At 71.6% G+C, this 24,751-nt stretch carries 21 protein-coding genes and 2 pseudogenes; 13 read left to right on the forward strand and 10 right to left on the reverse strand.

Annotated features, from left to right (window positions below):
• Nucleotides 1-32 precede the first annotated feature (32 nt).
• The 4 genes and pseudogenes from P8A20_RS05930 to P8A20_RS05945 all read left to right on the forward strand — a co-directional run.
• Nucleotides 33-437, forward strand: a pseudogene (locus P8A20_RS05930) (cellulose binding domain-containing protein); the annotation flags it as partial.
• A gap of 247 nt (nucleotides 438-684) precedes the next feature.
• Nucleotides 685-1,524, forward strand: coding sequence for a TIM barrel protein (locus P8A20_RS05935; protein WP_147960504.1), 840 nt, complete (start codon nucleotides 685-687; stop codon nucleotides 1,522-1,524).
• A gap of 43 nt (nucleotides 1,525-1,567) precedes the next feature.
• The gene (locus P8A20_RS05940; protein ID WP_306103015.1) at nucleotides 1,568-2,461 is read left to right on the forward strand and encodes a 2-hydroxy-3-oxopropionate reductase; all 894 of its coding nucleotides are present in this window, start codon (nucleotides 1,568-1,570) and stop codon (nucleotides 2,459-2,461) included.
• A 183-nt stretch (nucleotides 2,462-2,644) separates the two neighbouring features.
• Nucleotides 2,645-4,102: a catalase gene (locus P8A20_RS05945; RefSeq protein ID WP_306103016.1), complete on the forward strand. Its 1,458-nt coding sequence runs from the start codon at nucleotides 2,645-2,647 to the stop codon at nucleotides 4,100-4,102.
• Between the two features lie 278 nt (nucleotides 4,103-4,380).
• Here the strand turns inward: P8A20_RS05945 and P8A20_RS05950 are convergent, their stop codons facing one another.
• A complete protein-coding gene (locus P8A20_RS05950; protein ID WP_147960084.1) occupies nucleotides 4,381-4,830 on the reverse strand; it encodes a DUF6083 domain-containing protein in 450 nt (149 codons plus the stop codon).
• Between the two features lie 255 nt (nucleotides 4,831-5,085).
• The gene (gene gcl / locus P8A20_RS05955; RefSeq protein ID WP_306103017.1) at nucleotides 5,086-6,870 is read right to left on the reverse strand and encodes a glyoxylate carboligase; all 1,785 of its coding nucleotides are present in this window, start codon (nucleotides 6,868-6,870) and stop codon (nucleotides 5,086-5,088) included.
• Nucleotides 6,871-7,125: 255 nt separating this feature from the next.
• On the opposite strand from gcl, the gene P8A20_RS05960 reads away from it, so the two are divergent.
• Both P8A20_RS05960 and P8A20_RS05965 read left to right on the forward strand, forming a co-directional pair.
• A complete protein-coding gene (locus tag P8A20_RS05960) occupies nucleotides 7,126-7,842 on the forward strand; it encodes a hypothetical protein (RefSeq protein ID WP_147960082.1) in 717 nt (238 codons plus the stop codon).
• Between the two features lie 92 nt (nucleotides 7,843-7,934).
• Nucleotides 7,935-8,156, forward strand: coding sequence for a hypothetical protein (locus P8A20_RS05965; RefSeq protein ID WP_306103018.1), 222 nt, complete (start codon nucleotides 7,935-7,937; stop codon nucleotides 8,154-8,156).
• A gap of 21 nt (nucleotides 8,157-8,177) precedes the next feature.
• On the opposite strand, the gene P8A20_RS05970 is transcribed toward P8A20_RS05965, so the two are convergent.
• Nucleotides 8,178-9,785 carry an AMP-binding protein gene (locus P8A20_RS05970; RefSeq protein WP_306103019.1) on the reverse strand — a complete coding sequence of 536 codons (1,608 nt, stop codon included), beginning with the start codon at nucleotides 9,783-9,785 and terminating at the stop codon, nucleotides 8,178-8,180.
• On the reverse strand, nucleotides 9,782-11,458 hold the full coding sequence (locus P8A20_RS05975; protein WP_147960078.1) for an AMP-binding protein: 1,677 nt from the start codon (nucleotides 11,456-11,458) through the stop codon (nucleotides 9,782-9,784). The genes P8A20_RS05970 and P8A20_RS05975 overlap by 4 nt, the downstream gene beginning before the upstream one ends.
• A gap of 105 nt (nucleotides 11,459-11,563) precedes the next feature.
• On the opposite strand from P8A20_RS05975, the gene P8A20_RS05980 reads away from it, so the two are divergent.
• Nucleotides 11,564-12,412, forward strand: a complete 849-nt coding sequence (locus tag P8A20_RS05980; RefSeq protein WP_147960077.1) for a response regulator transcription factor — start codon at nucleotides 11,564-11,566, stop codon at nucleotides 12,410-12,412.
• A 39-nt stretch (nucleotides 12,413-12,451) separates the two neighbouring features.
• Here the strand turns inward: P8A20_RS05980 and P8A20_RS05985 are convergent, their stop codons facing one another.
• Nucleotides 12,452-13,570: a winged helix DNA-binding domain-containing protein gene (locus P8A20_RS05985; protein WP_147960076.1), complete on the reverse strand. Its 1,119-nt coding sequence runs from the start codon at nucleotides 13,568-13,570 to the stop codon at nucleotides 12,452-12,454.
• Nucleotides 13,571-13,675: 105 nt separating this feature from the next.
• On the opposite strand from P8A20_RS05985, the gene P8A20_RS05990 reads away from it, so the two are divergent.
• The gene (locus P8A20_RS05990; protein WP_147960075.1) at nucleotides 13,676-14,542 is read left to right on the forward strand and encodes a DMT family transporter; all 867 of its coding nucleotides are present in this window, start codon (nucleotides 13,676-13,678) and stop codon (nucleotides 14,540-14,542) included.
• Nucleotides 14,543-14,546: 4 nt separating this feature from the next.
• On the opposite strand, the gene P8A20_RS05995 is transcribed toward P8A20_RS05990, so the two are convergent.
• Nucleotides 14,547-15,572: a glutathione S-transferase family protein gene (locus tag P8A20_RS05995; protein ID WP_147960074.1), complete on the reverse strand. Its 1,026-nt coding sequence runs from the start codon at nucleotides 15,570-15,572 to the stop codon at nucleotides 14,547-14,549.
• Complete coding sequence (locus P8A20_RS06000) at nucleotides 15,569-17,065, reverse strand: MFS transporter (RefSeq protein WP_147960073.1); 1,497 nt, start codon at nucleotides 17,063-17,065, stop codon at nucleotides 15,569-15,571. The genes P8A20_RS05995 and P8A20_RS06000 overlap by 4 nt, the downstream gene beginning before the upstream one ends.
• Before the next feature lie 129 nt (nucleotides 17,066-17,194).
• On the opposite strand from P8A20_RS06000, the gene P8A20_RS06005 reads away from it, so the two are divergent.
• The 3 genes from P8A20_RS06005 (at nucleotide 17,195) to P8A20_RS38635 (ending at nucleotide 20,680) form a co-directional block, all read left to right on the forward strand.
• On the forward strand, nucleotides 17,195-17,593 hold the full coding sequence (locus P8A20_RS06005; RefSeq protein WP_147960072.1) for a VOC family protein: 399 nt from the start codon (nucleotides 17,195-17,197) through the stop codon (nucleotides 17,591-17,593).
• Between the two features lie 382 nt (nucleotides 17,594-17,975).
• Nucleotides 17,976-20,390, forward strand: a complete 2,415-nt coding sequence (locus tag P8A20_RS06010) for a DUF8508 domain-containing protein (protein ID WP_306103020.1) — start codon at nucleotides 17,976-17,978, stop codon at nucleotides 20,388-20,390.
• A gap of 131 nt (nucleotides 20,391-20,521) precedes the next feature.
• Nucleotides 20,522-20,680 carry a hypothetical protein gene (locus tag P8A20_RS38635; protein WP_327330071.1) on the forward strand — a complete coding sequence of 53 codons (159 nt, stop codon included), beginning with the start codon at nucleotides 20,522-20,524 and terminating at the stop codon, nucleotides 20,678-20,680.
• 94 nt (nucleotides 20,681-20,774) lie between these two features.
• On the opposite strand, the pseudogene P8A20_RS06015 reads toward P8A20_RS38635, so the two are convergent.
• The 3 genes and pseudogenes from P8A20_RS06015 to P8A20_RS06025 form a co-directional block, all read right to left on the reverse strand.
• Nucleotides 20,775-21,656: pseudogene (locus P8A20_RS06015) on the reverse strand (alpha/beta fold hydrolase); the annotation flags it as partial.
• Nucleotides 21,657-21,674: 18 nt separating this feature from the next.
• Complete coding sequence (locus tag P8A20_RS06020; protein WP_147960069.1) at nucleotides 21,675-22,949, reverse strand: beta-ketoacyl-[acyl-carrier-protein] synthase family protein; 1,275 nt, start codon at nucleotides 22,947-22,949, stop codon at nucleotides 21,675-21,677.
• A complete protein-coding gene (locus tag P8A20_RS06025; protein ID WP_147960068.1) occupies nucleotides 22,946-23,179 on the reverse strand; it encodes an acyl carrier protein in 234 nt (77 codons plus the stop codon). The genes P8A20_RS06020 and P8A20_RS06025 overlap by 4 nt, the downstream gene beginning before the upstream one ends.
• Before the next feature lie 248 nt (nucleotides 23,180-23,427).
• Here P8A20_RS06025 and P8A20_RS06030 point away from each other — a divergent pair, with 248 nt between their 5' ends.
• Nucleotides 23,428-23,871 (forward strand): nitroreductase family deazaflavin-dependent oxidoreductase, encoded by a 444-nt coding sequence (locus P8A20_RS06030; protein ID WP_147960067.1) that lies wholly within the window; start codon nucleotides 23,428-23,430, stop codon nucleotides 23,869-23,871.
• A 136-nt stretch (nucleotides 23,872-24,007) separates the two neighbouring features.
• Entirely contained in the window at nucleotides 24,008-24,739 is a 732-nt protein-coding gene (locus tag P8A20_RS06035) for a nitroreductase family protein (protein ID WP_147960066.1), read from the forward strand.
• The last annotated feature ends 12 nt before the right edge of the window (nucleotides 24,740-24,751 follow it).

The raw sequence follows: 24,751 nt of genomic DNA on the forward strand, positions 1-24,751 counted from the left end.
GCGGCCGCCGTGACCCTGGCACTGGGCTGTACTCATGGGCGGCGCAGGGCTGCGCCAACATCACCGGGACGTTCGGGGCCCCGCCGAATCCGACCGCCACCGCCGACCGGCCCCGGGTCACCGCCCGGTTGGGCGGGGTCGCGGCCCGGGGTGAGGCCCCGGGCGGCGACGATCCGACCGTTCCCCCCACGGACCCGCCGGCCGACGGGCCCACGCTCTTCGACGACTTCAACCACTCGAGCCACGCGGACCCGAGGATCGCGGCGAACGGCTGGAGCGTCCGCTCGAACTCCGGTGGCCCGGGGGTTCCGGGGGCCGAGTGGGCACCCGGGAACGTCACCTTCGCCGGCCAGAACGGCAACTCGGTGATGAACCTGGAGACCTCGACCGCAGGTACGGGCGCCTCGACGGTGCAGACGGAGATCCTCACGAAGTCAGGCCCTCTCCCCGGCTCAGGTGTCGTCACCGGTGAGCGGTTACCGGGCGGCGGGTACGACCTTCCGGGACACCGTGCCGGGGGTCTGACCAGGCAGGCATGAGCGGGGGCGGAGTGGGGGGGCAGAGCGGCCTCCACCCCGCTTCCGTGTGCCCCGAAATCGGGACGGCCTCTTGACAGCTCCGCCACCAGCCGGGCAATCTTCCGTTAAGCAGAAACTAACTTCCGCAATACGGAAGGAGCGCATGATGGGCTTCTCGGACCAGCGCTTCGATGTGAACCTCTCGATCCTCTTCACCGAACTCCCGCTCCTGGAGCGTCCGGCGGCGGCAGCCGCCGCGGGCTTCACCGCGGTCGAGCTCTGGTGGCCCTGGATCGAGACCCCCACCCCGGCGCAGACCGAGCTCGACGCCCTGAAGAAGGCGCTCGACGACGCGGGAACGCGGCTGGTGGGACTGAACTTCTACGCGGGCCGGCTCCCCGGCCCCGACCGCGGGGCACTCTCGCTGCCCGGCGAGGAGTCGGACCGCTTCCGCGCCAACATCGACGTGGCGGCGGACTTCGCGGCCTCGGTCGGCTGCGAGGCGCTCAACGCGCTGTACGGCAACCGCGTCGAGGGCGTGGACGCGGCAGCCCAGGACGAACTCGCCCTGGAGAACCTGGTCCTGGCCGCCCGCGCGGCCGACAGGATCGGGGCGACCCTCCTGATCGAGACCCTCAACGACACGGAGTCGCCGCTCTACCCGCTGGTGAGCGCACCGGCCGGCGTCGAGGTGGTCGACCGCGTGAACGAGGCGACGGGCCTGGGCAACGCCACGTTCCTGCTGGACCTCTACCACCTGTCGATGAACGGCGAGGACCTCAGCCAGGTGATCAAGACGTACGCCGCGAAGACCGGCCACGTCCAGATCGCCGACAACCCGGGCCGGGGCGCGCCCGGCACCGGCTCGCTCCCCCTGGAGCGGCTCCTCGACGAGCTGACCGAGGCCGGTTACGACGGCCGGGTCGGCCTGGAGTACAAGCCGGGCGACCGCCCGAGCGCGGAGGCCTTCGACTGGCTCCCCGCCGAGCACCGGCCGGCCCGTTGAGGCCGCCCGCCCCACGCACACACGCTTACCGGAAGGCACCGTCATGAGCAGCAACCTCCCCAAGGTCGCCTGGATCGGGCTCGGCATCATGGGCTCCCCCATGTCCGAGAATCTGGTCGAGGCCGGATACCAGGTGACCGGCCACACCCTGGAGCAGGACAAGATCGACCGTCTCGTCGCGGCGGGCGGCAAGGGCGCCGCCTCCATCGCGGAGGCCGTCCGTGACGCCGACGTCGTCATCACGATGGTCCCGGCCTCCCCGCAGGTCGAGGCGATCGCCTACGGCCCCGACGGCATCCTGGAGAACGCCCGCGAGGGCGCCCTGCTGATCGACATGTCCTCGATCACGCCGCAGACCTCCGTGGACCTGGCGAGGAACGCGAAGGAGAAGGGCATCCGCGTGCTGGACGCCCCGGTCTCCGGCGGTGAGGCCGGTGCGGTCGAGGCCGTGCTGTCCATCATGGTCGGCGGCGAGCAGAGCGACTTCGACGCCGCGAAGCCGCTCCTCGACGCGCTCGGCAGGACCATCGTGCTGTGCGGGCCCCACGGGTCCGGCCAGACGGTGAAGGCCGCCAACCAGCTGATCGTCGCGGTCAACATCCAGGCCTGCGCCGAGGCCGTGGTCTTCCTGGAGAAGTCCGGGGTCGACCTGGGCGCCGCGCTCGACGTCCTGAACGGAGGACTCGCCGGCTCGACGGTCCTGACCCGCAAGAAGGACAACTTCCTCAAGCGGGACTTCGCCCCGGGCTTCCGGATCGACCTGCACCACAAGGACATGGGCATCGTCACGGACGCCGCCCGCAACGTCGGCGCCGCCCTGCCCGTCGGCGGGGTCGTGGCCCAGCTGGTCGCCTCACTGCGCGCCCAGGGCGACGGCGGACTCGACCACTCGGCGCTGCTGCGCTCGGTCGAGCGGCTCTCCGGCTCCCAGGTCTGACACCCCGGCCCTCACCAGGGCCCCCTGAACTCCGGGTCGCGGCGGCGCTGACACCTGTCCTGTCGCGCCCAGGCGCCGCCGCGGCCCGGAACCCTCTCCTCCGATTTCAACAAACTGTTGACGTGCCGATCTCGGCGAATCTAGTCTCCTGAAACCGTCAGCAGCTCCGTACGGAAGGCCTCCATGTCCCAGCGTGTGCTCACGACCGAGTCAGGCGCCCCGGTCGCCGACAACCAGAACTCCGCCACGGCCAGCGCCGGCGGGCCGCTCCTCGTCCAGGACCAGCACCTGCTGGAGAAGCTCGCCCGCTTCAACCGTGAGCGCATCCCGGAGCGCGTGGTCCACGCCCGCGGCTCCGGCGCGTACGGCTACTTCGAGGTGACGGACGACGTCACCGGCTTCACCAGCGCCGACTTCCTCTCCGAGGTGGGCCGCCGCACCGAGACGTTCATCCGCTTCTCCACCGTCGCCGACTCCCTGGGCGGCGCCGACGCCGTACGCGACCCCCGCGGCTTCGCGCTGAAGTTCTACACGAACGAGGGCAACTACGACCTCGTCGGCAACAACACCCCGGTCTTCTTCATCAAGGACCCGATCAAGTTCCCCGACTTCATCCACTCCCAGAAGCGCGACCCCTTCACGGGCCGCCAGGAGCCGGACAACGTCTGGGACTTCTGGGCGAACTCCCCCGAGGCGACGCACCAGATCACCTGGCTGATGGGTGACCGCGGGATCCCCGCCTCGTACCGCCACATGAACGGCTTCGGCTCGCACACGTACCAGTGGACGAACACGGAGGGCGAGGCCTTCTTCGTCAAGTACCACTTCAGGACCAACCAGGGTGTGCGCTCGCTCTCCGCCGAGCAGGGCGCCGAACAGGTCGGCAAGGACGCCAACTCGCACCAGACGGACCTGCTCCAGGCCATCGAGCGGGGCGTCAACCCGTCCTGGACGCTGCACGTGCAGGTGATGCCTGCCGCCGAGGCCGCGGACTACCGGTTCAACCCGTTCGACGTCACCAAGGTGTGGCCGCACGCCGACTACCCGCTCCAGCGGGTCGGCCGTCTGGTGCTGGACCGCAACCCGGACAACGTCTTCGCCGAGGTGGAGCAGGCGGCGTTCTCCCCGAACAACTTCGTTCCCGGCATCGGCCCGTCCCCGGACAGGATGCTCCAGGGCCGGCTGTTCGCCTACGCCGACGCGCAGCGCTACCGCCTGGGCATCAACCACACCCAGCTCCCGGTCAACGCGCCGAAGGCGGCCGTCGTCGACAACTACGGCCGCGACGGTCTGCACGCGACCCGCTACGGCTCGCGCCAGGACAAGAACTACGAGCCCAACTCCTACGCCGGTCCCGCGCAGACCGGACAGGCGCTGGCCGCCCCGACCGCGGTCCACGGCTGGACGGGCACGCACGAGGCGCCCGCCCACACCAAGGACGACGACTTCTTCCAGGCCGGCGAGCTCTACCGGCTGATGTCGGCGGACGAGAGGAACCGCCTGGTCGCCAACATCGCCGGTGGCCTCTCCCAGGTCACCCGTGACGATGTCATCGAGAAGAACCTCGCTCACTTCCACGCCGCCGACGCCGACTACGGCAAGCGCGTGGAGGAGGCCGTCCGCGCACTGCGCGAGGACTGAGCCTCCCTACGGAGCCCTGCCCGTGCCACGCACCCGCATGAGGGGTGGCGCACGGCACCGGCAGGACGGGACCGCGGCGGCGGACGACGCCGGTGCGGTGGCGAAGGGCCGGGTGGCCCGGTTCCAGACCTGAGGGAACCGTTCCGCCCGCCGCCCACGTCCACCGCCGCGGTCGCCGTGGAAAACGACAGCAGGGGTGCGGTGTACGCCGGTTCGGCGTGCGCCGCACCCCTGCTGTCGTGGTGTGCCCACCCGTGAGGGCCACCTGCGGCCGGGGGTCAGCCCGTGTCCGGGAGGTCCTCACCGGGGAGGTCGAACAGGCGCTGCGCGCGTCGCCCGTTGTGGTGTCGCAGGGCCGTCATCCACGGCCAGTGGTCCTCGGGCTCCAGGCACGGGCAGGCGATGCGGTGCGGGATGCGGCACATCGCGCCGGGCAGCGGCTCCGCGTCCCACAGGTTCAGCGCGGTCCCGGTCGAGGTGATGATCCACCGCCGCCGAGGGGGGACGGTGTGGGCCGGGACGAGGATGCGGGGCTCCAGGAGGACCCAGTGCCCGGCGTGGTCGGTGGCGTACCGGTCCTGCGGGAGTTCGCAGAACGGGCACTCGGGTGGCGCCGGTGGCCGGGGGGCGGTGGCGCCTTCGAGGAGCGCGTGGAAGGCTGCTGTCAGATGGTCATGGTCGCCGTCGGGCCGGTCCGGGCAGGACGCGTCGTACTCGGTGTCCCCCATGGGCCAAGGATCCGGGCGGGGCCCCGGGTTCGGGTAGGACGCGAACCGGCCGCACCAGGTGGGGCACAGGCCTCGCGGTGTGCCGGGGGACGCCCCGTGAGGCGCCCGTCGACACCGGCGGCACGGAGGGCGGGGCCGGACCCCGACCGTGCCGGCTCCACGACGCGCGGGAGACACCGGGGCCCGGCCCGCGCACGGCTCCCTGTCGGGAGCGGGCGGGCCGGGCCCCAGGGGTTCCGGCGGTGTCCTGCGAGGTCAGGAGACCGTCAGCGGCCGGATCGCGGTCGGGGCGTGCCCGGGCTCGGTCGCCACGTCCTCGAACTCGTTGACGGACGCGATGTCCGTCCCGCTCATCGAGATGTTGGTGACCCGCTCCAGGATCGCCTCGACGACGACGGGCACCCGGTGTTCGGCCGCGAGCTTCTTCGCCTCCTCGAACGCGGGCAGGAGCTGGTCCGGCTCGGTGACCCGGATCGCCTTGCAGCCCAGCCCTTCGACGACCTTGACGTGGTCCACGCCGTAGACGCCCAGCTCCGGGGAGTTCTGGTTCTCGAACTCCAGGTTGACCTGGAAGTCGATGTCGAAGTTGCGCTGCGCCTGCCTGATGAGCCCCAGGTAGGAGTTGTTCACCAGCACGTGGACGTAGGGAATGCGGTGCTGCGCGCCGACCGCCAGCTCCTCCAGCATGAACTGGAAGTCGTAGTCGCCCGAGAGTGCGACGACGGAGCCGTCCGGGTCGGCCGTGGCGACACCCAGCGCGGCCGGGATCGTCCAGCCCAGCGGGCCGGCCTGGCCGCAGTTGATCCAGTGACGGGGCCGGTAGACGTGCAGCATCTGCGCGCCCGCGATCTGGGAGAGACCGATGGTGGTGACGTACCGGGTCTCGGGGCCGAAAGCCCGGTTCATCTCCTCGTACACCCGTTGGGGCTTCAGCGGCACGTCGTCGAAGTGCGTACGGCGCTGGAGCGCGGCCCGGCGCTCCTGCGTGGACGCGGCCCACACCGAGCGGTCCTTCAGCTTTCCCGCGGCCTTCAGCTCACGCGCCACCTCGACGAAGAGCTCCAGGGCCGCCTTCGCGTCGGAGGCGATGCCGAGGTCCGGGGCGAAGATCCTGCCCAGCTGCGTGGGCTCGATGTCGACGTGGACGAAGGTGCGGCCCTGCCGGTAGACGTCCAGCCTGCCGGTGTGGCGGTTGGCCCAGCGGTTGCCGATGCCGAGGACGAAGTCGGACTCCAGGAAGTTCGCGTTGCCGTAGCGGTGCGAGGTCTGGAGGCCGACCATGCCCGCGTTCAGGTCGTGGTCGTCCGGGAGGATGCCCCAGCCCATCAGGGTGGGGACCACCGGGACGCCGGTCAGCTCGGCGAACTCCACCAGGAGTTCGGAGGCGTCGGCGTTGATGATGCCGCCGCCCGCGACGAGCAGCGGCCGCTCGGAGGCGTTCAGCATCTCGACGGCCCGCTCGATCTGCTTGCGGCTCGCGGCGGGCTTGTGGACGGGCAGCGGCTCGTACAGCTCCGGGTCGAACTCGATCTCGGTGAGCTGCACGTCGATCGGGAGGTCGACGAGGACCGGCCCCGGCAGGCCCGTGCGCATCAGGTGGAAGGCCTGCTGGAAGACGCCCGGGACCTGGGCGGCCTCCAGGACCGTGGTCGCGGCCTTGGTCACCGGAGCGGCGATCGAGGCGATGTCGACGGCCTGGAAGTCCTCCTTGTGGAGCACGGCGGTCGGCGCCTGTCCCGTGATGCAGAGGATCGGGACCGAGTCGGCGATGGCCGAGTAGAGGCCGGTGATCATGTCGGTGCCGGCGGGCCCCGACGTACCGATGCAGACGCCGATGTTCCCGGCACGGGCGCGGGTGTAGCCCTCCGCCATGTGGGAGGCGCCCTCGACGTGCCGCGCGAGGGTGTGCTGCACCCCGCCGGAGGCCTTGAGGGCCGCGTAGAACGGGTTGATCGCCGCACCCGGCACGCCGAACGCGTTGCTGACACCTTCGCGCTTGAGGATCTCAACTGCCGCTCGGGCAGCGGTCATACGAGGCATGAGTGCTCCTGCTCGGACCTGGTGGAGTCGGGCTCTGTCGCGCCACCTGAGAGCACCAATTCCGCATTACGGAAATTTAGTTCTGCTATACGGAATCAACTTAGGGCGGCTCCGTACAGCCGTCAAGGGAGAGGGGTAGAAGCGGTGGAGAGCGGCGGCCCAAACACGCGTTTCCCTCCCCTGGACGTCGCTCCTGGTGGACGATGAACGCACGGAACGCAGTCGCCGCCGCGGGGCGGAGGAGAGGGGCAGCACGTGGAGTCCGTACCGGTGCGCTGCCCGGTCTGCCACCGCGACCACGCCTACATCACGCCGGTCTACCCCTGCCCGTGCGGCTCCCCGACCGCCCCTCCACTGATGCGCGGAGCGCCGCCCACGGTCATCACGCACCGCACCTGGAACGACGACTGGGTCGGCGTGCGATGCCATTCCTGCGGGCGCCGCGACCAGTGGCCGCACCCCGAACTCTGCTGCCCCTGCGGCGCCGTACTGCGGATCCCCGTACGGCCGGTGGCCACACGCGGGACCGCACCGCCGTCCACCGCGGCCGGCCCGTCCCACATACCGCTGCCACGCACGGCCGCGCACCCGCGCCCGTCGTTCCGGCCCCTGGTGATACGCACGGCCCGCGACGCGGTGAACACCGCCGCGCTCTACCTGAGATGGCTGGGCTTCAGTGACGTCGTCCAGCCCGAGACGCGGACCGACTCCAGGATCGACCTCAGGGCGGCCGGGCTCATCGCCCAGGTCGACGCGACCACGCGGCCCACGGCCCTGCGTGACGTCGAGTGCCTCTGGCTGAACGCACTGAACACGTCGGTGTCCGGTGCGCTGTTCTCCCTGGCCGGCTACACGGACGAGGCCCGCTCGCGCGCGGACGGCCTCGCCATCCCGCTGTTCGTCCTCGACCTCACCGGCGCACCGCAGCCGGTGAACGGCCCGGCCGACGAACTGGTCAGCGTGGGCCCGTGAACTCAGGAGGCCTTCGCATGATTTCGGTCACCTGTGCCCTGCCAGCCGCATATGTTCGAGCTGTTGTCAGTATGAGGACGTACAGTGAAGGCATGGTCTTAACTCCCCGGCTTCCCACCTCATCCCACTCGGTTTTCCTGACCCAGCCCGCCCACCCGTCGGCCGTCGAGGCCAACGAGGCCATCCGCGCGCTCGTCGACTCCAGGGCAGGCCAGGACTGGACCCCGATGGAGGCCGCGGAGTACGAGGTGCTGCTCATCGAGTGGGCCGCGGCGACCCAGGACATAGGCTCCGGCGTCATCGAAGCGGCCTGACCCCGCGCCCTCCGGCCCGGACTACGCCCCGTACCCCTCCCGCAGTTCGACCTTGCGGACCTTGCCGCTGACGGTCATCGGGAAGGCCTCGAGAATCCTCAGCCCGCGCGGGATCTTGTAGTGGGCGAGCTGCCCCCGGCAGTACTCCGTCAGTTCGTCGAGTGTCGGCGGGTCGGCCGGATCACGCGGAATCACGCAGGCCAGGATCTCCTCCCCGTACGTCGCGTCCGGCACGCCCACCACCTGGACGTCCATGATCTTCCGGTGGCCGTGGAGGAACTCCTCGACCTCACGCGGGTACACGTTCTCGCCGCCACGGATGATCATGTCCTTGATCCGGCCGGCGATCCGGACGTACCCGTCCTCCCGCATCACCGCGAGGTCCCCCGTGTGCATCCAGCGTCCCGCGTCGACGACTTCGGCGGTCCGCTCCGGCTGCTCCCAGTAGCCGAGCATCACGCTGTACCCCCGGGTGCAGAGCTCACCGGTCGCACCGCGCGGCAGGGTCACCCCGGTCACCGGGTCGACCACCTTGACCTCGATGTGCGGCATCACCCGGCCGACCGTGCCCGTGCGGCGCTCCAGATCGTCGTCCCTGCGGGTCTGGGTGGAGACGGGCGAGGTCTCCGTCATGCCGTAGCAGATGGACACCTCGTCCATGTGCATCTCGGCCACCACCCTCTTCATCACCTCGACGGGGCAGGGCGAGCCGGCCATGATCCCGGTGCGCAGCGAGGACAGGTCGTACGAGGCGAAGCCGGGGAGGCCGAGTTCCGCGATGAACATCGTGGGCACGCCGTAGAGCGAGGTGCAGCGCTCCTGCTCCACGGCGGCCAGCACTGCGGCGGGTTCGAAGGCCGGCGCGGGGATCACGATGCAGGCGCCGTGCGAGGTGGCGCCGAGGTTCCCCATGACCATGCCGAAGCAGTGGTAGAAGGGCACCGGCAGGCAGACCCGGTCCTCCTCCGTGTAGGCGACCATCTCCCCCACGAAGTAGCCGTTGTTCAGGATGTTGTGGTGGGAGAGGGTGGCCCCCTTGGGGAATCCCGTGGTTCCGGAGGTGTACTGGATGTTGATCGGGTCATTGCAGGACAACTCGGCCTCACGCGCGGCCAGTTCTTCCGCCGTCACGTCATCGGCGGCGGCCGTGAGCTCGTCCCAGGACGGGTCGCCGATGTAGTGGACGGACCGCAGTGCCGGGCAGTCGGCACGGACCTGCCCGACCAGCGCGCGACAGTCGCTCGTCCGGTGGGCGAGCGAGGCGACCAGGACGGAGATCCCGGCCTGCCCGAGCACGTACTCCAGTTCGTGCGCGCGGTAGGCCGGATTGATGTTGACCATGACGGCGCCGATGCGGGCCGTGGCGTACTGGACGAGGACCCACTCGGGGCAGTTGACCGCCCAGATGCCGACCCGGTCGCCCTTGGCCACGCCCGAGGCCATCAGACCGCGGGCCAGCTCATCGACGTCGGCACCGAATTCGGCGTACGTCCAGCGGCGTCCGGACACCACGTCGACCAGGGCCTCACGCTCCCCGAACGCCTGGACCACCCGGTCCAGGTTGCGTCCGATGGTGTCGCCGAGCAGGGGCGTGCCGCCGGTGCCGTGCGCGTAGGACAGGCCGCTCATCGCAGATCCCCCTCGTCGAATTCGGTCCCCGTGCCCTGCGCCGTGCGCTCGCGCAGCTCGATCCTGCGGATCTTCCCCGAGACGGTCTTGGGCAGTTCGGCGAACTCCAGCCGGCGGATGCGCTTGTACGGGGCGAGGACCGCCCGGGAGTGCTCGAACAGCACCCTCGCGGTGTCGGGTCCCGGCTCCCAGCCCTCGGCGAGCACGACGTACGCCTTCGGGACGGAGAGCCGCAGCGGGTCGGGGGCGGGTACGACGGCGGCCTCGGCGACCGCCTCGTGCTCCAGCAGGGCGCTCTCGAGCTCGAACGGCGAGATCTTGTAGTCGGAGGCCTTGAAGACGTCGTCGGCCCGACCGACGTAGGTGATGTAGCCGTCCTCGTCCCGTGCGCCGATGTCACCCGTGCGGTAGTGGCCGCCCGCCATGGCCTCGGCCGTGCGCCCGGGGTCTCCGTGATAGCCCGTCATCAGTCCGACGGGGGCGGCTGCCAGGTCGAGGGAGATCTCACCCTCCGCCGCACCCGGTTCACCGGTGACCGGGTCCAGGAGCTCGACCTTGAAGCCCGGGCTGGGCCGCCCCATGGAGCCCGCCTTGAGGAGCTGCCCCGGTGTGTTGGCCACCTGCACGGCGGTCTCCGTCTGCCCGAAGCCGTCCCGGATGGTGACGCCCCAGGACCGCCGGACGCTCTCGATGACCTCGGGGTTGAGCGGCTCGCCGGCAGCCACGACCTCGCGCGGGGGTGTCTTCAGCTGCGTCAGGTCGGCCTGGATGAGCATCCGCCAGACCGTCGGCGGGGCACAGAAGCTGGTGACCGCCGAGCGGTCCATCTCCGCCATCAGCCGGGCCGCGTCGAACCGGGTGTAGTTGAAGATGAAGACGGTGGCCTCGGCACTCCACGGCGCGAAGAGGTTCGACCAGGCGTGCTTCGCCCAGCCGGGTGAGGAGATGTTCAGATGGACGTCGCCCGGCTTGAGGCCGATCCAGTACATCGTCGACAAGTGGCCCACGGGGTAGGAGACGTGGGTGTGCTCGACGAGCTTGGGGCTCGCGGTGGTGCCCGAGGTGAAGTAGAGCATCAGGGGTTCTCCGGCGCCCGTCTCCCGGTCCGGGGTGAAGGTCTCCGACGCCTCGTCGGCCCCGCTGTAGGAGAGCCAGCCGTCGACGTCGTCGCCGACGGAGATCCGGGTGTAGTCGCCGGGCACCTCGTCGAACTTCGTGGTGTCCGCCGACCGGACGAGGACATGGCGGACCTTGCCGCGCTCGACCCGGTCGCGCAGGTCGACGGGTCCCAGCAACGGGGTGGCGGGGATGACGACGGCGCGCAGCTTCATCGCGGCCAGCGCCGTCTCCCACAACTCGACCTGGTTGCCGAGCATGACGAGGATCCGGTCTCCCGCCGCCACACCCTGTTCCCGCAGCCAGTTCGCCGCCCGGTCGGAGCGGGCCGCCATCCGGGCGAAGGAGACCTCGGTGCGGCCGCCGTCCTCCTCCACGATGTGCAGGGCTGTGCGGTCGTTGTCCTCGGCGATGACGTCGAACCAGTCGAGGGCCCAGTTGAAGTGGTCGGGCCTGGGCCAGCTGAAGCCCTCGTACGCCGTGATGTAGTCCTCACGGTGCTCGATCAAAAAGTCCCGGGCTGCCCGGAACATCTCCGTCGCACTCGTTGCCGGCATGTGTCCTCCTGGTCGCGAACCCGTCCTCTGACATCATGTGAACAGCGATTCAGATCTGACCACCCCCGAACGGGGGCAGGTCCGACAGGGCGGGGAGTCATCTGCGTGCCGGAACCGGGCGAGGCGACCGAGCTGCGGACCGCGCTGCTCAGGCTGCGCCGCACGAGCGGGCTGCCGGTCGTCTTCGGCGGGCTGCTGTCCGACGCCCGGCACGCGCCGATCGCCGAGCTGAGCGGGGCGCAGACCTCGGCCCTGCGCGGGCTCGTCATCTCGTCGGGGAGCGGACTGGGCGGCAAGGCGATCGCCCTGTCCCGGCCGTGCGCGGTCTCGGACTACCCCTCGTCGCGCCACATCAGCCACGAGTACGACACGGCGGTGGCGGCGGAAGGTCTGCGTTCGGTCGTCGCGGTACCCGTCGTCGTGCGCCGGACGGTGCGCGGCGTGCTGTACGGGGCTCTGCGCGAGCCGCTCACCCTCGGGGACCGTACGTTCGACCTGGCGGCCTCGGCCGCCCGGGACGTGGAGCAGGCCCTGGCCGTCCGGGACGAGGTGCAGCAGCTCCTGGCCGCCACCCGGGAGCAGGTCAGCGATCCGGGCACGTGCCCCGGCACCCGGGAGGAGGACGTCCGCGAGGCCCATCGCGAGCTGCGCGCCCTCGCCCCGCGGATCGTGGATCCGGTGCTGCGCGACGAACTGCTCGCGGTGTGCGGGCGGCTCGCTTCGGCCACGGGGGCGGCCCCGGACCCGGCGGCCGGGCGGGTACGGCTGGCGCCCCGCGAGGTGGATGTGGTCGCCTGCGTCGCGTCGGGCGCGACGAACGCCGCGGCGGCCGGGCGTCTGGGGCTGAGGCCGGAGACGGTGAAGAGCTATCTGCGCTCCGCGATGCAGAAGCTGGGGGCGCACACCAGGCTGGAGGCGGTGGTGGCGGCACGCCGCGCGGGGCTGCTGCCGTAGGCGCCCCGGCGCGGGCGTCCTCGCCACTGCCGGGGCGGCTCAGTCCCCGAAGTCGACGAACGTGCCGAACCGGACGTCGTACGCGGGCGCCGGCGCCATCACCGTCAGCAGGTCCACGGCCTCCCGGGTGATCTCCTCGCGGGTGGCCGGGTCGAGCTCGCCCAGGGCCTGCACGGTGACGACCGCGGTGTCCCCCGTCTCGTCGAGGCGCCAGAGCGCGGCCAGGAACCCGTCGGCCAGGACGGTCCCGTAGGACTGGTTGCCCACGCCGTTGCGCCCCTTGTACGCGGGCGGGATCACCCGGGTACGGTCGGCGTGGCCGAGGAGCAGGTTGTCGAACTCGGGGAGGAACCGCGCCGGGGCCGGCGTCCCGGGATCGGGGCGCGGGGCGTCGGGCAGGTCGAAGAGTTCGACGCCGTTCCCGTCGCGGAAGGTGACGAGCCGGGGCCGCAGACGGTCGAACACCTCGCGCATCCGGGTGAGTCCCGCCCACGTCTGCATGTCCTTCACCGAAGCCGGCCCGAACGCTCCGAGGTAGCGCAGCACGGTCGCGTCGGGGGTGGCAGCCGGCTGCGCGGGGGTGTCCAGCCAGTTCTCGGCCGTCGTCAGGGCCACCTGCCCGCTGCGCCCCCAGAGCCCGCGCGGGGTGACCTGGACCAGTGGCAGCCTGCACCGGGCGGCGACGGCGAGTGCCCGGGGGTCCGCGTCGGGCCAGCGCGGGAGCAGTTCCTCGCGCAACTCCTTCATCGTGCGCGGCCGTTCCTCGACCAGGTCCCTGGCGAGCGAGGCGAGCCGGTCCAGGTCCACACCCGTGAGCCCGCTCCGGAACATGTTCAGCTCGCGGTCGCGCGCGGGCTGGACCAGGGGGCGCAGGGTGAGGGCGTCCTCGGCGGTGTGGGTGTGGATGGTGGAGCGCAGGGTGACGATCCTGACGACCTCGCGCGACTCCATCAGCGCCGAGAGCGCGGCCGGGTCGAAGCCTTCCAGCCGGGAGAACAGCTGGAAGTACGGGGGCCTGGTGTTCTGGGCCTGCAGGCCGACCAGCCGGCCGACGGCGTCCTTCACCGGGACGGTGGCCCGTCGCAGGAGCAACTGCCTTTCCAGTGTGGCCCTGTTGAGCGCGCGGGTGGAGAGCACGGGAGTGTTCGTGGCGGCCATGGTCCGCAGGGTACGCGGGGCCCCGCGGCGCGGTGGCGGTACGGGCGACACCCCCACGGTCGGCGGCACCACAGGCGGGGCGGGCCGGGCCCTCATGATGGGGCGGTGATCAGTGTCCTGTTCGCCGTCCTGACCGCTCTCAGCAACGGCACCGCCTCGGTGCTGCAGCGCCGTGCCGCCCTCGACGTGCCCGACAGCGAGGCGATGCGTCTGTCGCTGATCGGTCATCTGCTGCGGCAGAAGGTGTGGCTCGCCGGCATCGGTCTCGTGATCGTCGCGGCGGTCTGTCAGGCCGTCGCGCTGGCGACGGGGCCCATCGCCGTGGTCCAGCCGATCTTCGTGATCGAACTGCCGGCGGCCCTGGTCGTCGCCGGGTTCGTCATGCGGGTCGGGGTGACGCGCCAGGTCTGGTACGGAGTGGCCGCCGTGACGGTGGGCCTGGCCCTCGGCATGGCCGCCGCCGCGCCGGTCGGCGGCAGCGAGGACGTCGAGGGAGCGCTCTGGATCCCGGCGCTGGTCGCGACGGGCGCCTTCGAGGCCGCGCTGATCGCCACGGCACTCGGCACCAGGGGCAACGCGCGCGCCGCCCTGCTGGGGCTGGCCGCGGCTTGCGGGTACGCGCTGACCGCCGCCTTGATGAAGGACGCCATGTCGCGGCTGGAGGCCGACGGCGTGGTCGGTCTGCTGACGGCGTGGCAGCTCTACGCCACCGCGGCGGCCGGTGTGGGGGCGCTGTTCCTCCTCCAGAACGCGTTGCAGGCCGGCTCGCTGGTCGCGGTGCAGCCGATGCTGACGCTCGGGGACGCGCTGATCAGCATCACCTACGGGGTGACGCTGTTCGGCGAGGAGTTGCGGACCGGGTGGTGGCTGCTGCCCCAGCTGATCGCGGTGGCCCTGATCACCGTCGGCTGTGTCGTCCTCGCGCGGTCGCCGCTGGCGACGGCGAAGCCGAAGCCGTCGCGGGTGAGGTGACCGGTCAGGGGCGCCCGCGCGCCGGGACCTCCTCGCCCGGTGGCACCGGGCCGGGCGGGGTGCCGTCACCGAAGGGCCGGCCGCCGAGCTCCTCCCGGTGGTGCGGGGTGAGCCAGCCCGTCAGGTCGGGGCCGAGCGGCACGATGCCGGTCGGGTTGATCCCGGTGTGCACCTGGTGGTAGTGCCGTTTGATGTGGTCGAAGTCGACGGTGTCACCGAAGCCGGGGGTCTGGTAGAGGTCCCGGACGTACGCCCACAGGACGGGGTCCTCGGCGAGTTTCGAGCGGTTGCACTTGAAGTGGCCGTGGTAGACCGCGTCGAAGCGCACCAGGGTGGTGAAAAGCCGGATGTCGGCCTCGGTGATCGTGTCCCCGACCAGGTAACGCTGCCCGGCGAGACGCTCGGAGACCAGGTCGAGGCGGCGGAACACATCGATGTACGCGGCCTCGTACTCGCCCTGCGCGGAGGCGAACCCCGCCCGGTAGACGCCGTTGTTGACGTCCCTGTAGACGCCGTCCATCACGCTGTCGATCTCGTCGCGCAGCCGCTCCGGATACAGGTCGGGGGCACCGGGGCGGTGCAGCTCGGTCCATTCGGTGGCCAGGTCCAGCGTGATCTGCTGGTAGTCGTTGGTCACCAGGGCCCGGGTGGGTACGTCGACGATCGCGGGCACGCTGACTCCGCCGGGGTAGCCGTGTTCCCGCGCGTCGTAGGCCTCGCTCAGGTAGCCGATGCCGAGCACAGGGTCCTTGCCGCCCTCGTCGAGGGTGAAGCGCCAGCTGCGGTCGTCCTGGATGGGGTCGGCGACGGCCAGGGAGAGGGCCCGCTCCAGTCCGAGCAGCCGTCGGGAGACCAGGGCCCTGCTCGCCCAGGGGCAGGCCCGGCTGACGACCAGGCGGTAGCGCCCGGCCTCGACGGGCCAGCCGTCGCGGCCGTCGGCGGTGATGCGGTCGGCGAAGTGGCTGCGGGAGCGCTTGAAGGGCTTGTGGCCGTACGAACGGTTCCCGTCCTGGTCCTCGGTGTCGCTCATGGTGTCCTCCTCGGGGCGTCGGTGGCTTCGGACGTCTCGGGACGTCTTCTTCCCCGCCTGCCCGCCACGACGTCCGCGAGGGCCACGATCAGGCCCGCGAGGACGAACGCGACGGAGACGAGGAGCCCGTGGTCGTAGGCCGCCGCCCAGTCACCGGGCCCCAGCTGGGCGAAGAAGACCGAGCCGACGGCGGCGATCCCGATGGAGGAGCCGACGCGCTGGCTGGTCTGGAGGGTGCCTCCCGCGCTGCCCGCGTTGTCGACCGGGACCTCCGACAGGGTGAGGGTCTGGTTGGGTGCGATGACGAGACCGCTGCCCAGACCGGCCAGCAGCAGGGGGGCCGCCATCGCGAGCCCGGCGCCCCTGCCCGGCACCAGGTGTGCGGCCAGTGCGGTGAGTCCGAGTCCGACGGCCACCATGGTGAGCCCCACGACGATGAGGGGCCGCCCGAAGCGGCCGACCAGCCGGCCGCCGATGGTCGCCGACGCGCCCGCGCCCAGGGCGAACGGGGTGATCGCGAGACCGGCCTCCAGGGCGGTGTAGTGCAGACCGGACTGGAGGTAGAGCGTGCTGATGAAGAAGATCGAGGTGAAGCCGGCGAAGTACAGCAGGATCATCAGACAGCCCAGCCAGAAGGACCTGAGCCGGAAGAGTGACAGGTTCAGCACCGGCTGGACGTTCCTTCGCGCGCAGCGGGACTCCCAGGCGACGAACGCGGTGAGCAGGACCGCGGCCACCACCAGGAGCAGCCATTTCGCGTCGCCCGGCCACTGCTGGGCCTGGACGAACGGCAGCAGCAGCGCGAGGACTCCGGCCCCGAGCAGCAGGACGCCGACGGGGTCCAGGTCGCGTGGGCGTACCCGGGTCGCCGAGGGTGTGTCGGGGAGCAGCCGCCGGGCGAGCAGGAGACAGACGACGCCGATCGGCAGGTTGACGTAGAACACCCAGCGCCAGCCCTCCTGCGCTCCGGCCACCTGGATCAGGAGGCCGCCCAGGAGCGGGCCGACGGCGGTGGAGATGCCGACCACGGTGCCGAACATGCCGAAGGCCCGGCCGCGCTCGCGTCCGGAGAACATCTGCTGGATCAGCGCGGAGATCTGGGGCGAGAGCAGTCCGCCCGCCGCCCCCTGGAGGAGCCGGGCGACGACGAGCCAGAGGCTGGACTGTGCGGCACCACAGGCGGCGGAGGCCAGGGTGAAGAGGACGAGCCCCGCCATGAACACCGCGCGCCGGCCCCGTGCGTCGCCGAGGCGTCCGCCGGGGATGAGGACGAGGCCGAAGGCGAGCGCGTATCCGGAGAGCACCCACTGGAGGTCGGACTCCGGGGTGTCGAGGCCCTCCTTGATGGACGGCAGCGCCACGTTGACGATGGAGACGTCCAGCAGCGTCATGAAGCCGGCCACCAGGCAGACGGCGAGCGCACGCCAGCGACGGGGGTCGGAGGGGCCGGGGCCGGGCATGCCCGTGGCCTGGTGCTCCGTGCTCTCTGCCATGGTCCGCACCCTAGTTCGCGTCCGTCCGGTCCTCCTCCGGGCGCGCCGTGCGGCCGGGAGGCGCGCCCCCGTCGGAGGCGGACTGAGTCGTTCCGGCGTGCGGTGCCCCATCGGGGGTAGCGATGGGGCATGACTGTGGGTAAAACGAGTGTTCTGGTCCTGGACTGCGCCGAGCCCCTCGAGCTCGCGGACTTCTATGCGAACCTCCTCGACGCGGAGACGCGGATCGGCAGCGATCCGGACTTCGTCGAGATCGTCGGGAACGCCGGTGTGCACCTGGCCGTCCGACGCGACCACGGCTACGCCCCGCCGAGCTGGCCACGCCCGGAGGATTCCCACCAGGCGCATCTGCGTGTCCTGGTGGACCCGGACGACATGGACGAGGCCGAGCGTGAGGCGATAGGCCTCGGCGCCCGGCCCGTGGACACGGGGGACAGCAACAGCGGTCCCCGCGACGTCCGTGTCTACACCGATCCCGCCGGGCACTCGTTCTCCCTGGCGGCGTATCCGGTGCTCCGGTCCCGGTGACGGAGCCGCCCTGGTGGCAGTCGGTCAGGAACTCCGAGCACGGCTTCAGGCGGTCCGTGGCGGGGTTCATCGGGTGCGCGGGTGGACCGCGGGCGCTCGATCGAGCGAGCCGGTCAAACACCTGACCGCATGGTGGACTTCCGCGCCGGCGGCGGACCACCGGCCGTCGTCCGGCACTCCCCGGACCACCGCAGGTCGCGGAGGGGCAACGCCGTCGCGGGCACCCCCGACGCCTGGCGGTGCTCCGGGCGGGGCCGATACGGGACCGAACTGCCCGGCGCGTACGGGGTAATGACGCCCGGAATTAACCTCCGGTCTCTTGCCACGACCGGTCTACGCGCATAGCTTTTTGCCCCTCACTACACATTTGGGGGCAGTTCCCGTGCACATAGCCAGACCCGGCTCCGCCCTGCTGGCCACCGCCGTCGCCGTGACCCTCTCGGTGACCGCGCTGCCCGCCGCCTTCGCGGCACCGTCGTCGTCGGCCGTCGTCTCCGAGGTGTACGGAGGCGGGGGCAACTCCGGTGCGACGCTCACCCGTGACTACATCGAGCTGGCCAACGCCGGCGGGAGCGCCTTCGGCCTGTCAGGCTTCAGCGTCCAGTACCTGCCGGGCACCCCTTCGGCGGGATCGCTGTGGCAGGTCTCCGAGCTGTCCGGCTCCGTCGCTCCGGGTGGCCGCTACCTCGTCGCCCAGGCCGCGGGCACCGGCGGCACGGTGGCCCTGCCGGCCGCCGACGCGACCGGCACGATCGCGATGTCCGCGGCGAGCGGCACCGTCGCGCTCGTCTCCGGCACCACGCCGCTGACCTGCAGGACCGCCGCGGACTGCGCCGCCGACTCCCGGATCGTGGACCTCGTCGGCTACGGCTCCGCGGTCGTGCGGGAGGGCAGCGGTCCCGTCACGGGCGCCTCCGCCACCGCCTCCGTGGCGCGCGGCTCGGCACTCGCGGACACCGACGACAACGCCGCCGACCTGACCGCTGGTGCCCCGACCCCCGTCAACTCCGCGGGTGAGACCTCCGGCGGGTCCGGACCGGGCGAGCCCGGCGGGCCGACGGAGCCCGGCACCGTGCGTGTGCACGACATCCAGGGCACGACCCGTCTCTCCCCGCTCGCCGGACAGCAGGTCACCGGGGTCCCGGGCGTCGTCACCGGCGTGCGGACGACCGGTTCGCGCGGCTTCTGGATCCAGGACACCGCGCCGGACTCCGACCCCCGCACCAGCGAGGGTGTGTTCGTCTACACCGGTTCCACCGCACCCACGGTCGCGGTCGGCGACTCGGTGCTGGTCAGCGGCAAGGTCGCCGAGTACTACCCCGCCACCGGGGCGCAGTCGCTCACCCAGATCACCGCCCCGCTGACCACGGTCCTGTCCTCCGGCAACGCCCTGCCGGCGGCCGTCGTCCTCGACGCCTCCTCGGTGCCCGACGGCTATGTGCCGACGGCCGGCGGCGGTTCGATCGAGGCCATCGCCCTCGACCCGTCGGCGTACGCCCTCGATCTGTACGAGTCCCTCGAGGGCACCCGCGTCACGATGGCCGATACCCGGGTGACCGGCGCGACGACCGCGTACGACGAGGTCTGGGTGACGGTGAAGCCGCGGGAGAACCCGACCCGGCGCGGCGGCACCCTGTACGCCTCCTACGAGGACCAGAACACCGGCCGCCTCAAGGTGATGTCGCTGGACGCCTCGCGGCCGGTCCCGGACGCGAACGTCGGCGACGTGCTGACCGGCTCCACCACGGGGGTCGTCGACTACGCGTCGTACGGCGGCTACAACGTGCAGGCCACCGAGCTGGGCACGCTGAAGGACAACGGCCTGAAGCGCGAGGTGACGCGGAAGCAGAAGCGCAAGGAACTCGCCGTCGCCACCTACAACGTCGAGAACCTCGACGCGAACGACGAGCAGGCGAAGTTCGACACGCTCGCCCAGGGAGTGGCCGTCAGCCTGTCGTCCCCGGACGTCGTGTCCCTGGAGGAGATCCAGGACGACAACGGTGCGGTGAACGACGGCACCGTGGGCTCCGAGGCGACCCTGAAGCGCTTCACCGACGCGATCGTCGCGGCCGGCGGCCCCCGCTACGCCTGGCGCTACGTGGCACCCGAGGACGGCCGGGACGGCGGCGAGCCCGGCGGCAACATCCGTAACGTCTTCCTCTTCAACCCCGACCGGGTCGACTTCGTGGACCGCCCGGGCGGTGACGCGACGACCGCCGTGCAGGCCGTGAGGACGAAGAAGGGCGCCACGCTCTCCGTGTCGCCCGGCCGGATCAACCCCACGAGCACGGCCTGGGACAGCAGCCGCAAGCCTCTGGTGGGCGAGTTCCGCTTCCGTGGCGAGTCGGTCTTCGTCATCGCCAACCACTTCGCGTCCAAGGGCGGCGACCAGTCCCTGCACGGCCGCTACCAGGAGCCGGCGCGCAGCTCGGAGACACAGCGGGTCCGGCAGGCGGCGGAGGTCAACACCTTCGTCACCTCGCTGCTGAAGGCGGACAAGTCGGCCCGGGTCGTCACGCTCGGCGACCTGAACGACTTCGCCTTCTCCCCCACCGTGAAGGCGCTGACCGCAGGCAAGGTACTCCGGCCGCTGATCACCACCCTGCCCAGGGGTGAGCAGTACAGCTACGTCTACGACGGCAACTCGCAGACGCTGGACCACATCCTGACCAGCCCCGCCGTCAGCCGCTTCGACTACGACGTGGTGCACATCAACGCCGAGTTCGCCGAGCAGGCGAGCGACCACGACCCGCAGATCGTGCGGATCGACGTGAAGGGGAAGGGCCACCGGCACTGACCCGCCCGGGTGGCGGTCCCCGCCGGGGCCGCCACCCGGACCCCCGCCCGTACGACCGGCCGTATCGCTACTCCCCCCGCACGACTGCCGAGGCCGCTCCACCCGCCGGGATCTCCCGCAGGCTGAACGAGGTGCTGCTCCAGGCGAGCACCGCTCTCGATACGGAGCACCGCCCCGGGCTGCTCGGCGGCGTCACGGTCGTGAGGGCGGGGGAACTCACAGCGGTGCCGTACGCGGTGTGGGCGAACCGGGGGGCGGGGGCGATGCGGGTGTGGAGTTCCCTGGGCTGACCGCCGTACCCCGCGACACCTGCGGGCCCGGAGCGCCCTGCCCGGCCTGGGAGGACTGCGCGGCCTGGGAGGACTGCGCGGTCCGGGTGCCCTGCGCCTGGTGCGGCAGCCGGGCGACGGGGTCCGGGCCGAGCGGCTGGTCCGTGAAGAAGCGGGTCACCAGGGCGGCGACCTCGTCGGACCGCTCCAGCACGACCCAGTGGTCGGACTCCGGGAGGGTGAGGAAGCGGCTCCCCTCGATCGTCTCCGCGAACCGGCGCTGCAGCTCGGGCGGTGTCACCGTGTCGTGCTCCCCGGCGAACACCAGCGCCGGTACGCCCGAGAGCCCGCCCGAGAAGTCCGGCCGGTCCCCGAGCGCGCGCCGCAGCGACTCGGCCGCGTGCTCCGAGTGCGCGAGCGCGTGCAGGAAGGAGCGCCGCACGTAGCGCCGCGCCAGTTCCCTGCGGTGCACGTGCCGTTCGGGGTCCAGGCACATCAGCCCGTCGGCCGCCTGCGACGCGAAACCCTCGATGTCGCCCTCCGTCAGCGCCTGCGTCGCCCGGACCCAGTAGGCGCGCTGGTCCTCACCGATGTGGGTGGGGACGCCTCCGAGGACGAGCCGCGCGATGCGCCGCGGGTCGTGGCGCGCACAGCCGAAGGCGATGGCCGCTCCGTAGGAGAAGCCGAAGAGATTGATCCGGGAGGCGCCCAGGTCGTCGATGATCCCGGTGACCGCCGCGCGCAGGACCGGGGCACTGGGACCGGGCGGCAGGGGGTCCGCCGAGCCCATGCCGGGAAGATCGGCGGTCACCACGTCGGCCACCGGGCCCAGGTGGTCGTCCATCTGGGGCCACCCGTACATGCCTTGCAGCGCACCGCCGATGACGAGTACCGGTTCGGTGGCGCAGGCCTTGCCGGCGGCCGGGTCACGGGGCAGCAGGCGGTAGCCGTACCGCAGTCCGTCCACGGTCAGCGAGCGGATGATCTCCTCGGGCACGGTGCTCCTCGCTTCCCGTCAGGCCCTGGTGAGCACGAGCGCCGCGTTGTGTCCGCCGAAGCCGAGCGAGGTCTTGACTGCGCAGTCGAACGCCGCGTGCCGGGCCTCCTTGCTCACCACTTCGACGGGGATCGCCGGGTCGGGGGCGTCGAGGTTGCCGGTCGGCGGGACGAGCTGGTGCTGGAGTGCGAGGACGGTCAGTGCGGCCTCGATCCCGCCCGCGGCGCCCAGGGTGTGTCCGGTCATGGCCTTCGTCGAGGTGACGAGGGGGTGTTCACCGAGGACGCGGCGCAGCATGGTCGCCTCGATGAGGTCGTTGGCGACGGTCGACGTCCCGTGGGCGTTGACGTGGCCGATGTCGGAGGCGTCGACACCGGCGTCGGCCAGGGCCGTGCGCAGCGCGCGCTCGATGCCCAGGCCGTCGGGGTCGGGGGCGACGGCGGAGTGGGCGTCGCTGGAGGCCCCGTAGCCGGCGACCCGGGCGCGGACGGTGGCACCGCGGGCGCGGGCGTGCTCGGGCCGCTCCATGACGAGGAGTCCGGCGCCCTCGCCGACCACGAACCCGTCGCGGTGCGTGTCGAAGGGACGGCACGCGGCCGTGGGGTCGTCGCGCCGGGTGGAGACGGCCCGCATCTGACAGGCGCTGGCGATCAGCAGCCGGGAGCGAACCGATTCGGCGCCGCCCGCCACGACGATGTCGCAGGCACCGGTGCGGAGCATCTGGTGGGCCGTGCCGATGGCCACCGTGCCCGAGGAGCAGGCCGTGGACACGGCCTGGCTCGGCCCGTGCACGCCCAGGTCCATGGCGACGCTGCTCGCGGCCCCGTTGACGACGCTCAGCGGGGCAAGTTTCGGGGAGACGCGCCGCGCGCCGCGCTCGGTGAGGGTGGTGTGCTGCTCGTCGTAGAAGGGCAGTCCTCCATGGGCCGAGCCGATGACGACGGCGACGCGCCCGCTGTCCCAGACCGAGGGGTCGAGTCCGGCGTCCGCGACCGCCTCACGGGCCGCGATCACGGCCAGTTGCGAGAACCGGTCCATCAGGCGCTGCGCGGCGACCCCCAGGACGGCCTTCGGGTCCAGGCCGTCGACGGTGTACATGAAGTCGCAGGGCAGCCCGTCGAGTTCCGGTAGGTGGGGTACGGAGGGGGCGACCGCCGTGTCACAGACACCGCGCCAGGCGTCGTCGGCCCCCACACCGGCGGCGGTGACCAGGCCGACGCCGGTGACCGCGGCGCTGAACGGCTCGATGCCCGGCCGCACGGACCGGCGGGCGAACGGCCCCGGGGCCGTCACGCTCCGGCCTTGCTGTGCACGGCCGCGACCAGATGGGCGACCGTGTCGCGCGACGACAGGACGACGTCCTCCAGATCGACGTCCATCCGGTCCTCGATGAGGAGCCGGAGCTCCTCCAGGGCGAGCGAGTCCAGCCGCAGTTGCCGGAGCGGCACCTCGGGCCGGATGGCCGCCGGGTCGGTTCCGAACCTGGTGACGAGCAAGGCGCTGATCTCTTCCGAGGTGCACATGGGGACGCTCCTCCGCTCTCGGTACGCGGTGACGCCGGCCGCGTGGGGGGTGAGATGGCCATCGGGGACGCCGGCTGCTCGGGAGGGACCCTTTATACGCCTTCCACGCCGCTGTTCCCGACCCCGTTCCCCCGTGAGGAGGGGGGACGGGCAGGTGTGCGATTCCGCCGCGCCGCGGCGGCGGGTGACACCATGGGCACGGACGTACGGACGTACGGCCACGAGCGTCTGACGGAGACGGGGACACCATGACGACGGAGCAGCACGACGGGGCGGTGCGGAGCAGCCCGGCCACATGGGTGGCGGCACAGGCCGAGTTGTACGAGTCGTCGGGCGGGACGAAGGGCACCACCCAGCTAGGTGTCCCCTGCCTGCTGCTGGACTACGTGGGCCGGCGCAGCGGTGCCAGGAGGCGGACGGTGCTGATGTACGGGCGGGACGGCGACGACTACCTGGTCGTGGGGTCGAACGGCGGCTCGGACAGTCATCCCCTCTGGTACCTGAACCTCCTGGACGGTCCCGAGGTGGACGTCCGGGTCGGTACGGAGCGCTTCCCCGCGCTCGCCGAGACGCTCACGCCCGAGGAGAAGGAGCGGGTGTGGCCGCACCTGGTGGAGGTCTTCCCGCGGTACGCGGCGTACCGGGCGAAGACCGGCCGTGACATTCCGGTGGTCCGGCTCCGACGGCGCTGACCTGCACGGACGGGAGTTCCTTCCCCCGCGCGGGATCCGGGTGGGAGCGGGAACTCCGACCGTCACTGGACGGGAGGGGAACAGCACCTCCAACAGGGCTCCCGGCGCCGGGTCTTGAGCCGTAAACTCCGCGATCATGACCTTCGAAACGGTGTACTCCGACGCGCCCGCCCTTGACGGACCCGCCCTCTTCCCGACCATGGCCACCATGCGCGCCATGCGCCGCCTCAGGCCGGACGCCGTCCCGGACGAGACGATCGACCAGCTCGTACAGGCCGCGGTCTGGGGGCCGAGCGGCGGCAACATGCAGGCGTACGAGTACGTCGTCGTCACCGACCGCGCGGTGATGGCGGACCTCGCCCCCCTCTGGAAGCGCTGCGTGGACGCCTACCTCGCGACGACCGGCAAGCACGCCCCGAAGGGCATGGACGAGGCGGCGTACGGGCGGATGGTGGCGGCGATCGAGTACCAGCGCGACCATTTCGCGGAGACCCCGGCGCTGATCATCCCCTGTTACAAGTTCCCGGAGGCGCAGTTCGACGAGGAGGGCCTGGGGGTCTACGCCGCGTCGCTCGGCCCCGCGGGTCTCGAGCACATGTCGAGCACCCAGACGCGCTTCCAGGCACTCGCGGAGGGCTCCTGCGTCTACCCGGGCGTCCAGAACCTGCTGCTCGCCGCGCGGGCACTGGGGCTCGCGGCCAACCTGACCATCTGGCACCTGATGCTGGAGCAGGAGTGGAAGAAGGCCCTCGGGATCCCCTCGGACACGCACACCTTCGCCGCCATTCCGGTGGGGTGGCCGCAGGGCAACTTCGGACCGGTCCGGCGCCGTCCGGTGGCGGATGTGATCCACCGGGACCGCTGGTAGCCGCAGCGTCGC

The sequence above is a fragment of the Streptomyces sp. Alt3 genome, from assembly GCF_030719215.1.
Classification (GTDB): Bacteria; Actinomycetota; Actinomycetes; order Streptomycetales; family Streptomycetaceae; genus Streptomyces; species Streptomyces glycanivorans.